Below are 16,585 nucleotides of genomic sequence, written 5' to 3' on the forward strand. Positions count from 1 at the left end.
TGAATTACGCAACAAAGCCTACCATTAGTTATAATTAATCCTCTATTACCGCAACTCCGTATCACTACAGCTATTTTTCAACGATTGGTTAATTCCGCGAACTAGTTTAATAGTATATAATCTGACGATATTCACAATTTATATAACACGCTATCGTACTTAATTGTCATTCTAAATATTGATCACATTTATACTTTCTTTCACTGTATTTATAAAACAATTGCACTATATTTAAATTTCGGATCACTTTGATTTCAACGTAGGGATATATTGTGAACATGTATCTGAAATGGCAATCAACAACATGGCTAACCTTGTTAGCTTGGTACACCTTAGATCACCAGCTCTCGTTCCACCTTTCTTCAGAGTAGTATCCTCTAGGCGTCACGCGCCAGCAGAGCCCTGAGCTTTGCCCAATCCTGTTAATTTTGTCTTTAAGAAATGTCGTAACTCATGCGTTCGCTCTTTGTGTTTGGTGCATGCAGTTCTTATCTCCTAGTCATTATTAATTGGAACCTAATCAATCCGTATTGATTAAATAATCTATTTCTAGCTATTAATTTTTATCGCAATTATCACGAGAGTGAACGTGTGTGAAACTAAATTAATGGTGATGACTCGTGACATCTAAAATAATGAATTTGGCTTTTGCGCCTTAGGCTGAATTTGTTGAAAGGGACTATTATGGAAAACTTCAAACATCTACCAGAACCGTTTCGTATTCGCGTTGTAGAGCCAGTAAAAAGAACAACTCGCGCTTACCGTGAGCAAGCCATTGTCGAAGCGGGTATGAACCCATTTTTGCTCGACAGTGATGACGTGTTTATCGACTTGCTGACCGACAGTGGTACGGGTTCAATCACACAGCGTATGCAAGCAGCGATGTTGATGGGTGATGAAGCCTACAGTGGCAGTCGTAGTTACTATGCACTGTCGAATGCGGTGAAAGATATCTTCGGCTATGAGCTGACCATTCCAACTCACCAAGGGCGTGGCGCAGAGCAGATTTACATTCCTGTTTTGATTAAGAAGCGTGAAATGGAAAAGGGACTCGATCGCAGCAAAATGGTCGCTTTGTCGAACTACTTCTTCGATACCACACAAGGCCACACTCAAGTGAATTGCTGCGTCGCGAAGAACGTTTATACCAAAGAAGCGTTCGATACCTCAGTCAATGCTGATTTCAAAGGCAACTTCGATATCGTGAAATTGGAAGAGGCGATCTTGGAAGCGGGTGCTGCCAACGTTCCTTATATTGTGAGCACCATTACCTGTAACTCGGCTGGTGGACAACCTGTCTCTATCGCCAACCTTAAAGCGGTATATGAAATCGCACAGAAGTATGATATTCCCGTGATCATGGACTCTGCTCGCTACGCTGAAAATGCTTACTTCATTCAGCAGCGTGAGGCCGGTTATCAAGATTGGACTATCGAACAAATCACTCGTGAGTCGTACAAATACGCGGATGGTTTGGCTATGTCGGCCAAGAAAGACGCGATGGTACAAATGGGCGGGTTGTTATGCTTTAAAGACGATTCTTTCATGGATGTGTACACAGAGTGTCGTACCTTGTGTGTCGTGCAAGAGGGTTTCCCAACCTATGGTGGCTTAGAGGGCGGTGCAATGGAACGCCTTGCAGTTGGCCTATACGACGGCATGCGTCAGGATTGGTTGGAATATCGCATCGGTCAGGTTCAATACTTGGTTGATGGCTTAGAAGCTATGGGTATCGTGTGCCAGCAAGCAGGCGGTCATGCTGCGTTTGTCGATGCGGGTAAACTACTTCCTCATATTCCAGCAGGTCAATTCCCAGCGCATGCTTTGGCGTGTGAACTGTACAAAGTGGCAGGCATAAGAGCGGTTGAGATTGGTTCTTTACTGCAAGGTCGTGACCCCGTAACGGGAGAGCAGCATCCATGTCCTGCAGAGTTATTGCGCTTAACCATTCCACGAGCGACTTACACACAAACACACATGGATTTCATTATCGAAGCGTTCGAAAAAGTGAAAGAGAACGCAAGCAAGGTGAAAGGGCTCGACTTTACCTATGAACCGCCAGTGTTAAGACACTTTACGGCGCGCTTGAAAGAGGTAGAAATAAGCGAGAAACAAGCAGGAAAAAAGAATGAACAAACGCTCGAAGAAGCATTTTAAAAATAAAAACATAAGCGAATAGTCACTATTACAAAGGCTCCTGTGGGAGCCTTTCTTTTTTGTTGAGCAGATCTATTAGAAGCAGGCTATTTGTTTTGCAATACTGACTTGAGGATCTTCAAAAGCCATTGGTTCACTGGTGCGTCTTTTTGTGAACGACGACAGCTCATCACATAGCTGACACCGATAGTCAGCTTCTCTGGTAAATTAATACTTCGACATCCCTCTGGGACGCTGCCATCTAAGGTGATCCCAAAATAATCAGACTTCAACACAACATCGTGGATCATCGCAGGGTGGTCGACTTCGACTTTTGGCGTGACGTTGAAACCGACGCTTCTGAGCCTGTCGATAATGGGGTATTTATTGTCATTCCATCCAGGGGTCTTGAATAGAATGATTGGGTAGTTAACCAATGACTCAAAGGTTTGTGCTTCGTGGTCATTTCGGACGAAAAATACCGCTTTGCCTTTGCCTATTTCTTTCTGTGAAATGGATTGTGGCAGGCTTTCATCAAAGTAGTGGATGGCAACGGCTTCTTCACCGTCGATGAGCCTACTCTTAACATTGGTTCCCCATCTCACAAACGAATAGTGAGCATGTGGTGCTTCTTGGCTTAGTGCGAAGTAGAGCTTAGATCCGTAGCGTTCCCAAAACAGGGTATTAGCGTAGATCTTGATATCGCCCTGATAAGATTCAGGTAAGAACACTTGATGTTTTATTGCTTCGACACTGCTCAGTATCTGTTCAAAATTGTCGATATTGCTTTCAACAAAAGTCGTTGGCTCAAAGCCGTGTTTGGTTTGAATGAACAGTGGGTCGTCGAGTTGTAACTTTAACTTCGACAAGTTCTTGCTGATCGCCCCAGAGGTTTTCCCTAGCGACTCTGCAACCAAACCAACATTGCGAAGCTCATACATACGTTTGATGACCAAGATATTCTGAATATCGAGATTGATGTCCACAAGCACTCCGAATTGGTTAGGTGATAGCGATACGATTCTTTGTTGCGAATGCAGCGTTAAAGCATAAAAGCGCGGCAACAAAGAAACGTAAAAGCATCTGACTCTAATATCATAGTCATGAGATCTAAGTTTTAAGACAGCACAACGTCAAGATGTGAACTATTTCGTTGATTTATCGGGCGAGTTTCCATTTTGTAAATCTTGCTTTTCCTCGAATCGCCCGTATCCGGTTGTTAAAGTTACCTCAGCAAAGAAACACAGTAACAAACGAACATAATATTAAAAATAACGAGGGGTGATGTATGAACAAGTTAATCGCACTAGGCTTGATGGCTATTTCAATGAATACTGCTTTTGCTGCTGATGGAACCTATACAGGAACCATTGATATGACAATGAGCGAAGGCAATCAAGTAAACGTAGAGCGTGTTGAGTCTGATCTTACTCTTGAAGGAAGAAATGAAGCGTCAACTGGCGGTTTGAAATTCGAAACGAATACGCCACAAGACCAAGCTATTCAATTAACAGGTCGTCGTGACTAACGCTTAAACCGTGCTTACCATTGTCATGAAAAATGCTGTGCCTTCGGGTGCAGCATTTTTCGTTTTGGGTTTGAAAATCTTTTATAAAATTCAGCCATCTAGCCTTGGCATGGTGTGTAACGTGTGGCATTTTGTCTTTCAATTAACGTTAACTTGCGACTCGGTGTGGGCTCAGAAAGACACATAAGCAAACGAAGACTCGAAAAGGACTAGGAATGAATCGAAAAGAAATGGGAATGATTCGTCATATTTTGCTGATTAAGTTTAAAGAAGAGGCTGAAGCTTCTGAAATAGAGAAGCTGAAAGGACTGTTTGAAGCGATGCCAAACAAAGTTGAAGGCGTAACTTCAGTCGAGTGGGGGCTAAATGACAGCCCTGAAAATAAGAACCAAGGTTATACCTATTCGGTACTAATGACGTTCGCTGATGAAGCAGGTCGCCAGAACTACCTTCCACACCCAGAGCATGATGCGCTGAAAGATGTGTTTCGTCCTTTGTTAGATGACATTATTGTGTTTGATTACTCCCTGTAATCAGCTTCTCAGAATGTCTCTTATGTTTTACTCTCCTTCGATAATGAAGAGTTAGGGCTTATGTGATTAAGCCCTAACTAAACAAGTAACGATTTACTCTGTCGGTGAAATCGTAACAGGGGTGAACGAAGCAACCGCATTACCGCCAGCGCCCGGGCGATCAACATAAGGAGTGTTTTGCATTAAGGTGTAATACACGTCCACGAAGTCATCATCATTCACTAATACACCTTCAGGAATAACATCAATGATCTTACCTGTGATTTGAGGAATGATCGCATACCCCTGAACTTCAGGATCTGGAATCATCTTCAATATCTCTTCTGCGGCTTCAACTAGCAGCTTGGCTAACGCTTTATAATCGGTGCCGTCATCGTGCTCCATCAAAATCATATCGGCAGCACCCCAACGGTAGCGAGGCCAGAAGATTACCGTTTGATTTGGGTAGTATGTCTGTTTGTCGTAGTCCAGATAAGGCATCTCAACCAGGTCGATCTGTGGTTCTATACGGCTTGCATTAACCCCAGTCACAATGGCATAGATTTCAGCTTTGCCAGAGATCCACGGTTCTTGGTCGACAGCCAAACGTATTTTCGTTAATTGTGTGGTGTTCAATGGCTCAGGTTTAGACATGGTCATTGATCGAGCCGCTTTGCCTAAGAACGTTTGTTTTTGCGTTTTGGAAATGCTGGTGTCAGTTTTGCTATCGTTATTGATTTGCGTTGTTGTACCTAGTTTCTGCATCTCGGCCTGCATCGCCATTAGGCCTGCTTTGAGTTCTTCTGCGCCGTTACTATCAATAACAAACACAGGAACGTCTGGTGTTTGGTACACGTCTAGTTCGTGAACTTGCCCATACACATCATAGGCTTCGATGTATTGCCAGTTTGAATCATCGCCTGATGGTTCGAAAGCAAACAGCGGGCTCTCACCGTTTTTCCACGCTTCAATCATCGCTTCATCGGCCATGCGAATCTCTAGCAAAGAGTCACTGAAGTCGTTGACCCCTTTCATCTTGCGGTAGCTAAGGTCGGCTTTCTGCATCTTGCTTGAAAACGCGGAGTAGGGCTTGGCTGAGTTAAGCTTGTCTATCGGCGTAGACAGCTGCTTTTCTGTTATCTGGTCTTTTAAAGAAAGCTCAAGGTCGGAGTAGCGGGCACTGATTTGCAACGCCAAAGATTGCTTTTGTGCCGAGGCGTTCTCCGAAAGAGAGCGTGAGTTTGTTGTGTCGATGTTGTTTGCATAGGACTGAAAGCCAACCACTGTCGTTGCAAGTACCATACTGATAGAAAAAGATGGTCTCATAAATAATCCTTATTTTAGTTTTTATCATTAATAGAGCATTTGCCCTATAAGGATTAACCTATCAGTAACGTGAATGTGTTTAAAAGTTAGACAGCTATTTTTATTTCATTGTGCAGCACAGGATCCCAATTTAAGTAATTTATAAAATATCAAACGGATGTTGGCTTGATATATGCGAATTTATAAACCAATCAATAGTTAATTAACAAGATTATTAACTATTGAGGATTTTCTTATATATGTTTAGATATGCGAATGTATGTTGGTTGTCATATTGATAGATACGAAAAAGGGCTAGCGATTGGCTAACCCTTTTATGTCTATAAGTACACGGCAGTACTTATAAATACTGATGGTTGTAACTGTAATTGTAACTGTAACTATCAGTTCGACGCAGCGCTAAATAATGGCGTTTAGCCTTGTGATTGCTCTGCAGATGCCATGTACATTTGCATCTCTTCTAAGCTTGTTTTAGCGATAACTTGGTTATCAATAGAGTAGTGAACTTCATCGCCAAAGCGCTCGCCCGTTAATGTCGTGTGAGAACCGTCGTTGTAAGTTAGCTCAATTGCGATTTGGTCCTCGTTGATCACTCTCATGTCACTGTGGTCAATCACATGCTTTGCCAGCGGGTCGATTGGCGCATCTGTTAGGCTGTCATCCAGTTGATCATTGATATCAATGTAGGTATCTACTTTGGTGTCAAAGATGTGTGGTTTCTTGTTGATTGGGTTCTTACCCGTCCAGAATTCCAGTGAGTTAAATACGATGTAATCGGCGGCAACGGTAATACCGTAAGCAGGGGCAAGTAACATGTTTAGGCCACCACGAGCGTAACGGTTATCAACGGCTTTAACGTTAAACTCCATTAATTTTCCTGTCACAGCATTGCTGCCCACACAGCCAAATAAGGTCACAAGGCTCATTGAGATTATTATCGGTTTTACAAGTCGGTTCATCATTATCTATTTCTACACGTGTCTGTTTAGGAACCGGTAATTATGTCAAAGTCATCTGCATTCTAATATAACGTCACGCCTATACTAGATATCAGGAAATCCTATATCTCTATATAAACCAGAGCCTTGCCTATTAATCTTGTCTGTTTTTCTCGCTATCCAATTCGATCCTATTGTACTAGTTCGTGTTATTTCTACTTAGGCGTTTTTACAATGAACTGTCATGCCCTTAACTGAATGATGGGAATGAAACACGATAATAGAAGGTAAGTTAAACGATATTATCTTCACCGTTTATTGATTTAAATGACCGCCTAAAGGGCTCGAATGAAACGATTTAATCTGAACCTCATCTATTACTTTATTGCGATATATGAAGAAGGAAACTTAACGTACGCAGCAGAACGGCTCAACATCTCACAACCTAGCCTCAGTGCACACTTGAAGCAGCTTCGAGACGAGTATCGCGATCTGCTCTTCGTTAGAAAATCGTACACACTCGAACCGACGCCTGTTGCTAACGACTTGTACCCAATTTTCAAGCAAGCGCATAAGCTTGTTTCGCACTCGCTGCCTGAAACGCACGACTTTGAACCGAAAGAGTGCAGTTACACGTTTAGAATTGCCGCGATGAGCATTTCAAGCAGTGTGACGCTGCCGCAAGTTCTGGATAGGATTCAGAAAGAAGCACCAGACTGCGTGATTGAAATCGTGAACATCAAAGAAGACATGGCGACCGACATTCGAGAGAAAAAGATCGATCTTGTTGTCGACTTAACCAGCGCACATCCCACCTTATTAAGCCAAGAGGTGTGGAGCGACGAGTTGTGTATCGTGTGTAGCCAAAACCACTCGAACATCGACGAGCAAGTCAGCTTAGACCAATACCTTTCAGAAAAGCATGTGACGCTCACACATGATAACTACCGAGTGAACCAGCTTTCCGAATTTCACAGCCCAATCTTTTCAGAGCGAAAAGTGGCAAGAAAGCTGAATTCGATCGCTGACTTCTCCGACACCATTTACAACAGTGATTGGATCGCAACCTTCCCCAAAAGCGTGGCGAAAGTTTACTTCGATGGAGAAAAAATAAAGATGTTAGAACTGCCGTTCGAATACACCAAACCGTCACTGAGCGTTTATTGGCACAGCAACCGTAATGACGACATCGTCAACCGATGGTTAAGAGAATTGTTTACCAGTGAGATCTTGAAACTGTCTGCGTGATCAATTTGGTATCTTAATAGGTCGTCCAAGTCTCTAGATAAATCTAAGCGCTTAATAAACAATGAAGCCTACTCATGTGAGTAGGCTTTGTTATTGGTTGTGACCTTCAGTGGTTCGTTCTAACTCAATCTAAGCGCAATGTTAGGCCAGAGTAGTTCGAGTATCCGCGCAGTAACACATGATAAGTCACCCCCGGTTGTGCGCTCACATTGCACTGCTCATTGTTTCCAGCACGATAAGGGCGACAATCGTAACTCGATGTCGTTGGCTTGCTTCCCGACTTCACATAAAGGTCGGCATCGCCTGAACCGCCAGACATTGAAACCGTCACGCTGGATGCAGAATCAACAGTGAACGTGTAGAAGCTCTCTGAGGATTGATTCCCGCTTAGGTTCGCAATCGGTGTGCCTTTCGTTAATACATTGCCAGTTGGAGGCGTCACACCACAGCTTGCATTGACGCCTACTGTATTAAAAGCATCTTCAACATCGGCAACCACATAACCCATGTCTGCTGCGGCTTTCGCTACGCCACAAGCACCGGCATCAAAAGTACTGTTTGCCGTCCAATACAGTTGGTTTGCGACCGTGAATATTTCAAAGCCCTTACGTACATTCCAACCCGATTTGTTCGCTAAAAGGTAAAAGGCGCGGTTGTAAACACCGCTAGATAAGTGAACGTTCAAACCATCGTAGTATTGAGAGGCATGATCAATCGAGCGACCATCTTTTGAAGGTTGATCAAAGTAACGCAAACCACCTTCAGACTTGAATATATCGCTACCGACCACCCAATCCACATTGCCACGCAAGTAGTATTCAGCCGCTTCGCCCGCAATGTCTGAGAAGGCTTCATTCATACCGCCTGACATATTTCGGTACACAAGACCGGAGTTTTGCTCGGTGAACCCGTGGCTGACTTCGTGAGCACTCACGTTAATATCGACCAATGGGTAAAAGGTATTTTTGCCATCTCCAAAAGTCATTGATGTACCATTCCAGAAGGCATTTTCATAATCCGTGCTGTAATGAACTCGCATCGTCAGCTGGAAAGTTAAAGGCGACGTATTCATCCACTCTTTGTACATATCAAACACGACATTACCAAAGTAGTGCGCATCGTTGAGAGGCGAGTAGGCCCCGTTAATGTATTTATGATCGGTGTAGTTGGTTCCGTCGGCACAGTTGTAGCTGTAGGCTGCGCTGCCGGACGTTCCGTTCCTCAAATCGACGGTCTTAACGGATTCATTTTCTAACGTACACGTCGTGCCTGTTTTGTCGATGGGAAAGCTAGGAAAGTCACTGCCATATTCATATCGAGTGGTTTTGAGGTTGCCACCTGGGCCAGTACCTAATGCTTTAGCGTGGTTTAGCCCATTCCATTTTTGGAGCACATCACCAGTCGTGGCATCAATAAAGTAGAAAGGGCGCTCTGGCATAGAGGATGCGATAAAGAAATCGACCAGATACACCACTTGGGCGACTTGGTTCTCATCCAATTTCACCATCAGTTTCGCGTTTTTATTTTCAATCGACTTTTTGCCGACAGTAAACGTGCGGTGAGAGGATATCGCAGCTTCAATCGCTTGTTCCTGATTCAGCTTTGGCGCGATGCTGGATAAGTCTCCACTGATGCCTTGTGCCATTGAGCCAAATACCTGAGTGGGTTGATTCTTGGAGAGGGTGGCCACGACCGAAGTATCAAAGACGGGTAAACCTAGGTGAGTTTGTTGGTAGCGGACTTTCGTTTTTCCATTGGGCAGTACCACCCGTTTAACTTCAGAAAAACCTAATTCAAGTGGAGCAACACTCTTTGACTGCGCGACGAGGCTTTGTTGTAGCAGTGTATCATTATCGACTCTGACCATTTCTGCAGCGTGTGCATTAAAGCCAAAAGATGTACCTAGAATAGCTGCTATTTTCCAGCTTAGTTGACGTTGTTGGTTCATTTTTCGTTCCTGATTTTAATATAAACTCCTTCTTCCCAACGGCTTTATAGGAAGTCTATATGCAACACGTTAATGCCATGCGTTGCGAATCAAGATTGGAAGAGCATTTGGAGTTATGACAAGTTTATCAGGGAGATTTATTTTTAGAGTATGTAATTCAAAGTTTACAAAATCTCTTATTGATCAAATTGTTTTTATAAAATTTAACTTTATTATTTATCATAAACATATGAAGGGTCGGGAGTTATTGAAATCCGATTTGTTTTAATTTTTAGAATGAAAATATCTTAGTTAATTTCGATATTTCTCTGTTTTTATCTTAATTACAAATGAGTAAATAACCGAGTTTTTGAAGTGGCAATATTGTCTTTATTATCAATAGTAATCTTATTTTAACAATACCACTGAGCACAGATCTCATCTTTTCTACATTTAGTCCTGTTAGATAGAAAAATTCTACATTTTCTTGCTCAATTACAAACTAATAATGATAAGTCATTGTTATTAAAGAGGTAAGTGGCTTAAGATAGGCAACATAAGAAACTAGACAGAAAAATTCTGCATTGAAGTACAGGATTTGTCTGTCTCATAGCTGTTAGCTCACTTATTTACATTGGAGTCCAAATTTTGTCGGGACGATCTAAAGGTACAGTTTATGCTCATGCATATTTCTCTGCTTCAGTAGAAAGAACGTTACAAGCTGATAATTTCGGAGATATATTCGCAGGTTTAACTAGTGTTGCTTTGACTGCATTTATGGTTGAAAGTTATATAAATTATCTTTGTGAAAAAATATTTGATTATGAGTCCAGAGCTGATTTGTTTTTAGATGATAGCAATCATTTAGAAATTGATAAAAAGCTTAAGGAACTACCAAAGAATGATTTATCTCTTCACGTTAATTTAGCTGAAAACCTAGGTTACAAAAACCAAACAGAAACAATGATGAAGTCATTAATTTCTTCTTTAAGAAAGTCAAACCGTGAAAACTTTTAAATTGATTTTAATGAAGGTATGTCGTTTTACGAATTAGAAAAAAAGTACAAGTTATCAACTAAAAACAAGTTAAAAGCTTTATTAAAAGCCTCTAATACAGAGCCGACTAAACGCGATAAATTTTTACAACAATTTACGCAACTATTTATTGCTAGAAATGCTCTTGCTCATGGCAGAACCGAAAATGTTTCTGAATCTTTTACCAAAGAACTTGATAGTGATATTTCAAAGTCAGTTCCTACAGTTACTGCAAGTTGGCAAGAGAGCTGTTCGATTGAAAAAGCACGCGAAATGTACAGTTCATCAAAGGAGCTTGTATCGTATTTTAATGAGGAATTCTTAAAAGAGTTATCTCCATTAACCAACTTGAGTTCTCAAATATCAGCAGTGAGCTAACAAGCACTTTAAACGGAACAAAAACAGTTGGCTGTTTCGCTCCGCTACACAATTTTTGTCCGCTTAAGTGGGCGTTAGCGCGCAAGAGGAAATAACTAAGTAATTTATGAAAAAGAATATACCTGCTCCGGTTATTGCGGTGATCGCCGATAACCTTCCAACATTTGAAAGTCATGCGTCGATTGATAATTTATTCTTGTTTGCCGATGCTCCATCAGATCCGCCTGAGGGATCTAAGCCAATTAAGGTCAACGCTTGGTTAAGACAAATCAATAAAGAATGTGATCATCCATTAATCATTCTTGGAAAGATAATAGAGCCTTACATGGAGTTGCCAGAGCCTGCTGAGTCTCTGAGTTTCTTTGGTACACAGCTTCAAGTCACAGATCCAAAACAAGTATTCAAAACACAACTCGAAAAAGTACTGACGAGATGTAACCTTGTTTATATCTCTGGTGGTATTGTTTCGGACGGTACATCACCAACAAGTAAAGCTCTATCTGAACTAATAAAAGGTCGTGACATTCCTTCAATTGATGCTGAGTTTGAAAGGGCACTAAGCAATGTAAACACTGAACCTAGAGAAGCGGTGTCTGCTGCTTGTAATATTCTAGAGTCAATTTTTAAGGTTTATATTGAAGATGAAGAACTAGAAAAGCCCCAGAAACAAGATTTACAAAATGTGTGGAAAGTGGTTCGCAATGACCTTGGCTTCAATACGAATACTCTAGAGGACAACGATCTTAAAAAGATCATGTCTGGTATTTTATCGGTGGTTGATGGTATCGGCGCGTTTCGAACTCATGCGAGTTCAGCACATGGATCTGGGCGAAAAGTATATAACCTAAAACCACGCCATGCTCGGTTAGCAATTCATTCTGCGCATACTATAGCGCTGTTTGTTCTTGAAACATGGGATGAGCGCAAGTCGAAAAAATCACGTTAACAAATTGCTTAAGAATGACGGCTAACCTTAAGTATTTCTGGTTCGGTTGGTTTTAGTGATTACGGTCGCTTGCTTGGGCTTTGTGGTAGTTAGCCGTACCTTAGCAAGGTGTCAGTTTTTCCGAGGGTTACAATGAGTATTAAGTTAAAAAAACATGAGCCACCGATGAAGTCTTTGTGTCTCTGTGGCTCTAGTGAGAAGTTCAAACATTGTTGTTATGGGAAACATCTATCAATTTTAGGGCGATCTTCGTCGAAGATCATTGGATTGATTAACGAAGATAAGTTACAAGAAGCGCTTCGTATGACTCGGGAGTATATTACGTTTTATACTCTTTGCCATAAAACCAATACAGAACCTTTCTTGAAGTCAATTAATGAAGGGGTATCTTCTCTCCTAGAAATTGATATAAAGGCTTTAGATGAGTTAGTTAATTTACTTTTTGAGTGCTATAGAAAGTTAGATCAAGTTGAACGCTTTGAAAATGTTTGCGAACACTTGAGGAGAAATATACTAGATCATAGATGGCAGAAGAGAGTTTCGTACTATCAAGTTTTATCTAAGCTAGAGGCTAATAATTGGTCAAATAGTATAGGGAAGAAAGAAGTCACGAAATTTGAGCCTATTTTGGATGAAATTGATCCTGAAATTATCCAAGTTTACCTCCATTTTAAGAGTGAACAGTTACCCCTAATGAAAAGGGTAAGTCTATATGAACACTTAATATCCCTTCTAGAAGATAAAGGACACATACTTCAATATCGTATGGCAATAGCTATAAGTTATTTATACGTATGTGATGAGGAAACAACCTTGAAATTGGTCTCGGATGCAATGGATCAGTATACAGAGGAAGAATGTGACTCATTGTATAGCAAGTTGATTTATGCAAGGTGCCTAAGTCTACGTGGTGATTTAAGTAAAAACGGTAACTTAAAAAAATTAGCATCTGAGAAGTTTGAAGAGATTTTATTGTGTGAACACTTGACGGATATTGGAGCATCAGAGGTTTGTTGTGGAATAGCTGGCTGCCTGTTTCATTTGGCTAAATTTGATGAAGCAATAAAATTCTATCAGCGTGCATATGAAATTTCTGAAAAAGAAGTAATCAAAGTCTTCGTAGCACTTTGTATGGCCGAAAAATCAGATAAACAAGCCTTAGAAGTCTTGGATTCAGTTGATTCTTCATCCTTAAATAAGTCCGAGTTTTTTGACTTTGCTGTCAACTATTCTTATGCGGCAACTAAGTTCGAAAGTAAAGTGGGTATTCAGTCTAGTATGGAGTTGCTTAGGTCGATAGCTTGCGCTGAACCTGTTTTTGAACAGCGTAGACTAAAATTAATTTGTGAACTGAACGATCTATTAGTAACAGGAAAGTATTCAAAAAAGCAGTATTTATTAGACATGCTCAAAATACTAAATAGATATTTACTAATCCAGCCTAATGTTGCTGGTATAGGTTTAGACATTAATAAGATACTTAAAGGTCAAAAATCTAACAAAGTATTTAGACGTGATTCATAACACTTGGTATTTTTTGTTCCATTTTTGGGTTCAGTGTTTAAAGTGGTCTGGTTGAGTTTAGTGGTCGCGTTACACATGCCTAATTTGCCTTTCAAAGATGCTAGTCATATAACAACCAAACCTATTCGGTCTTAGTTTCACGGAGGAAACATGACAAGCGACCAACTATTGGAAAAGGCACTTTATAGCAGTGCCAGTATCCATCAACCTCATTCTTTAAAAGCTTATTTGGCTGCGAACTATCTGAATGGTTATTTCACTAAATCATACAATGTGTGGCTTAAAACGAGTGAGCAGATAGACCAAACTGAGATTGAAGTTTTAGGCGAGTACTCTGCAACGGTGCAAGCGCCGAAGTTTACGGATCTCCCACGCAAAGGCGAACGTTTGCCTTTTGTTTCTCAGAATTTATTGCAACAGTAAATGACATACAAACGTAGAGGTAGCGCACAGAAACGAAAAAGGGGATATCGCGATTACGTAATCATTGATCTAGCCGATAGTGAGATAGTGATAAGAGGTCGATAATTCGTTGTCGGACTAAATTAGAACTGTAAATCTAATTTCTAAGTAGTTGTTATCTCAGGAAGAGTTTTTGTGCTATGCGCCCCTATATTAAATATATTATCCCTATTTTAATTCCTTTCATTATCCTCGTCATGCCGCTATCAGCGTTTCCATTCGAAGGTCTTACGATTATTCAACAACGCGTTATCGCGATCTTTTTATTAGCGGCATTGTGCTGGGTGTTCGAGCCTATCCCGATTTACGCGACGTCTGTTGTTATTATCGTTCTGCAATTGTTGATGTTGTCGGATAAAGGGCTGATCTTTTTAAGGTTTGATCATGGGCAGGAACATTTTGGTGAGTTGTTAAAATACAGCGATATCATGGCGACATTCGCCAGTCCAATCATCATGCTGTTTTTGGGTGGTTTCTTCTTAGCGATGGCCGCCACTAAGTATCGATTAGACGTAAACTTAGCCCGTGTATTATTGAAGCCATTTGGACAAGACCCGAAGTTTGTGATGCTCGGCTTAATGTTGATCACTGGTATCTTTTCGATGTTTATGTCTAACACGGCAACAACGGCAATGATGCTATCTATTTTAACGCCGGTACTGGCTGTGTTTGGTCCGAAAGACCCCGGTCGTATAGCGTTTGCGCTTTGTATTCCTGTTGCCGCTAACATCGGCGGAATTGGTACCCCAATCGGTACCCCTCCGAACGCTATCGCACTAAAATATTTAGTTGGCGATAATCTCATTACGTTCGGCGAATGGATGGCATTTGGTGTGCCGTTTGTCGTTATTATGATGGCGTTAGCGTGGTTTTTAATAGGCTTTATGTACAAAGCTGACCAAAAGAAAATCGAGCTAAGTATTAAAGGTAAATTCCTTAAAACGCCCAAAGCCATTGCGGTATACGTCACTTTTGCGCTGACCATCATTCTTTGGTTAATGGGCTCAAGCCATGGCATGAACTCTTATACCGTCGCTCTGATTCCTGTTGCTGTGTTCTCTCTCTCTGGGATCATTAATAAAGAAGACCTGAAGAAAATTTCTTGGGACGTATTGTGGCTTGTATCAGGTGGTATTGCGCTTGGTTTAGCTCTCGATAAAACTGGCTTAGCAAGGCTAGTGGTACACAGTATTCCGTTTGATACTTACTCACCCTATGTGGTGTTGTTCGGAGCGGCGTTCTTGTGTTTGGTAATGGCAAACTTTATGTCTCATACCGCAACGGCTAACTTGTTAATGCCCATTATGGCTGCATTAGGGTCGTCTATGGCTTCACTCACGCCACTAGGTGGTGAGTTAACGTTAATTCTGGTTGTGACTTTTGCCGCTTCATTAGGTATGTCGCTGCCAATCAGTACGCCACCCAATGCGTTAGCTCATGCCACTGGTCATGTGCAAAGTAATCAAATGGCCAGAATCGGTATTATTTTGGGTGTGGTTGGTGTGCTACTGAGTTTTGTTATGGTGTGGCTGCTACATTCAATTGGTCACATAGGATAACGATACGTGTATCAACAAAAGCTAGAAGCACTTATCGATCGTTATTTTAATCAGACAGAACGTAGGGTGACGTGCCGTGCTGGTAACACCATTATTGAACAATCAGCGTTAAACACACGTTTATATTATGTGTTTAGTGGAGAACTGGAAGGGTTTTATACCGATGCGAATACACCGCAAGTGCGAGTATTTAGCGCGGGTAGTGGGGCTTTTATAGGCGTTCATAGCTTCTTTTCAGGTAATTGGACAGCATCTTCAACGGTTGTTGCTAAAACCGATGTTGAGTTAGCGTGGATCGATAAAGACACGCCTGCAGAAGATGAACGTCAGTTTGGTCCTCTTACCGCACAGTTCACACCTGTGATTGTCAATGAGTTGTCGCGTCGTCAACGCCGCGCAACACAGGAAGCGATAGCGAAACAAAAAGCGCTAGAGAAGTTACATACTGCTGAGCAAATGACGACCTTGGGTCAATTGGCTGCAGGGATTGCTCATGAGCTTAACAACGCTATTGGTGTCGTAAATAGTAAATCTGGCCGACTTGAAACGGTCATAATGGATCTGCTTGAAGAAGTGCATCCAGAAGCCAGTCAATTTTTCGATTTTGGGTTAATGCATGGTCAGAAAACGTCGTCGTCAGAAGCACGAACACGTGGGCGACAATTTGAAAGAAAATTTGGTTTAGACAAAAACATTGCTCGCTCTCTTGCAAAGGCGATTCCAATTGACGCTTTATCTACAACAGACGTTATTTCAAAACATTGGCTGAAAAACCCAGAAGAAGCGATTCGCTTTTGGCAGATGGGCTGTGATTTACATGATTTACGCTTGGCATCTAGACACACTGTCGGCATTGTAAAATCGGTTAAACAACTTGGCAGAGTTGATATTGACACCGAAGAAGCGGTTGATATCAACGACTCTATTAACCATGCCTTATCATTGTTACAAAGTGAGTTACGTAGAGTGTCTGTGCGATTGAGCCCTGCAGATTTGCCGACTTTTAAAGGCTCGAAAACAGAGCTCGTTCAGATTTGGGTCAACATTGGGCTTTGTTGCGTAATTC

The 16,585-nt window shown here is 41.5% G+C and carries 14 protein-coding genes and 2 pseudogenes; 12 read left to right on the forward strand and 4 right to left on the reverse strand.

Annotated elements, in window-relative coordinates; genetic code table 11:
• The first annotated feature begins 684 nt into the window (after positions 1-684).
• Complete coding sequence (tnaA, locus tag BCT49_RS02180; RefSeq protein ID WP_102433963.1) at positions 685-2,157, forward strand: tryptophanase; 1,473 nt, start codon at positions 685-687, stop codon at positions 2,155-2,157.
• An 86-nt stretch (positions 2,158-2,243) separates the two neighbouring features.
• On the opposite strand, the gene BCT49_RS02185 is transcribed toward tnaA, so the two are convergent.
• Entirely contained in the window at positions 2,244-3,122 is an 879-nt protein-coding gene (locus tag BCT49_RS02185; RefSeq protein ID WP_102433964.1) for a LysR family transcriptional regulator, read from the reverse strand.
• A 302-nt stretch (positions 3,123-3,424) separates the two neighbouring features.
• Between BCT49_RS02185 and BCT49_RS02190 the strand changes: the two genes are divergently transcribed.
• Both BCT49_RS02190 and BCT49_RS02195 read left to right on the forward strand, forming a co-directional pair.
• Entirely contained in the window at positions 3,425-3,664 is a 240-nt protein-coding gene (locus BCT49_RS02190) for a hypothetical protein (protein WP_102433965.1), read from the forward strand.
• A 215-nt stretch (positions 3,665-3,879) separates the two neighbouring features.
• Positions 3,880-4,197 carry a Dabb family protein gene (locus BCT49_RS02195; RefSeq protein WP_198595805.1) on the forward strand — a complete coding sequence of 106 codons (318 nt, stop codon included), beginning with the start codon at positions 3,880-3,882 and terminating at the stop codon, positions 4,195-4,197.
• Between the two features lie 93 nt (positions 4,198-4,290).
• Here BCT49_RS02195 and BCT49_RS02200 read toward each other — a convergent pair whose 3' ends face one another.
• Both BCT49_RS02200 and BCT49_RS02205 read right to left on the reverse strand, forming a co-directional pair.
• Positions 4,291-5,502, reverse strand: a complete 1,212-nt coding sequence (locus BCT49_RS02200) for a DUF3103 domain-containing protein (protein ID WP_102433966.1) — start codon at positions 5,500-5,502, stop codon at positions 4,291-4,293.
• 413 nt (positions 5,503-5,915) lie between these two features.
• Positions 5,916-6,464: a DUF3332 family protein gene (locus tag BCT49_RS02205; RefSeq protein ID WP_102433967.1), complete on the reverse strand. Its 549-nt coding sequence runs from the start codon at positions 6,462-6,464 to the stop codon at positions 5,916-5,918.
• A 324-nt stretch (positions 6,465-6,788) separates the two neighbouring features.
• On the opposite strand from BCT49_RS02205, the gene BCT49_RS02210 reads away from it, so the two are divergent.
• Positions 6,789-7,688: a LysR family transcriptional regulator gene (locus tag BCT49_RS02210; RefSeq protein ID WP_102433968.1), complete on the forward strand. Its 900-nt coding sequence runs from the start codon at positions 6,789-6,791 to the stop codon at positions 7,686-7,688.
• A gap of 124 nt (positions 7,689-7,812) precedes the next feature.
• Here the strand turns inward: BCT49_RS02210 and BCT49_RS02215 are convergent, their stop codons facing one another.
• Positions 7,813-9,636 (reverse strand): M4 family metallopeptidase, encoded by a 1,824-nt coding sequence (locus BCT49_RS02215; protein ID WP_102433969.1) that lies wholly within the window; start codon positions 9,634-9,636, stop codon positions 7,813-7,815.
• Between the two features lie 627 nt (positions 9,637-10,263).
• On the opposite strand from BCT49_RS02215, the gene BCT49_RS26040 reads away from it, so the two are divergent.
• The 8 genes and pseudogenes from BCT49_RS26040 to BCT49_RS02245 form a co-directional block, all read left to right on the forward strand.
• Positions 10,264-10,632 (forward strand): hypothetical protein, encoded by a 369-nt coding sequence (locus tag BCT49_RS26040; protein WP_241908014.1) that lies wholly within the window; start codon positions 10,264-10,266, stop codon positions 10,630-10,632.
• Between the two features lie 18 nt (positions 10,633-10,650).
• Positions 10,651-11,028 carry a hypothetical protein gene (locus BCT49_RS26045; protein WP_241908015.1) on the forward strand — a complete coding sequence of 126 codons (378 nt, stop codon included), beginning with the start codon at positions 10,651-10,653 and terminating at the stop codon, positions 11,026-11,028.
• Between the two features lie 106 nt (positions 11,029-11,134).
• Complete coding sequence (locus BCT49_RS02225; RefSeq protein WP_102433970.1) at positions 11,135-11,974, forward strand: abortive infection family protein; 840 nt, start codon at positions 11,135-11,137, stop codon at positions 11,972-11,974.
• 165 nt (positions 11,975-12,139) lie between these two features.
• A pseudogene (locus tag BCT49_RS26370) lies at positions 12,140-12,193 on the forward strand (SEC-C metal-binding domain-containing protein); the annotation flags it as partial.
• A 48-nt stretch (positions 12,194-12,241) separates the two neighbouring features.
• The gene (locus BCT49_RS26050; RefSeq protein WP_241908016.1) at positions 12,242-13,498 is read left to right on the forward strand and encodes a hypothetical protein; all 1,257 of its coding nucleotides are present in this window, start codon (positions 12,242-12,244) and stop codon (positions 13,496-13,498) included.
• A gap of 150 nt (positions 13,499-13,648) precedes the next feature.
• A pseudogene (locus BCT49_RS02235) lies at positions 13,649-13,864 on the forward strand (hypothetical protein); the annotation flags it as partial.
• A 236-nt stretch (positions 13,865-14,100) separates the two neighbouring features.
• A complete protein-coding gene (locus BCT49_RS02240; RefSeq protein ID WP_102433971.1) occupies positions 14,101-15,519 on the forward strand; it encodes an SLC13 family permease in 1,419 nt (472 codons plus the stop codon).
• A 6-nt stretch (positions 15,520-15,525) separates the two neighbouring features.
• Positions 15,526-16,585, forward strand: a 1,060-nt coding sequence (locus BCT49_RS02245) for a cyclic nucleotide-binding domain-containing protein (RefSeq protein WP_102433972.1), incomplete at its 3' end; no start/stop codon positions are given.

This window comes from Vibrio lentus (assembly GCF_002875945.1).
Lineage (GTDB): Bacteria > Pseudomonadota > Gammaproteobacteria > Enterobacterales > Vibrionaceae > Vibrio > Vibrio apostichopi.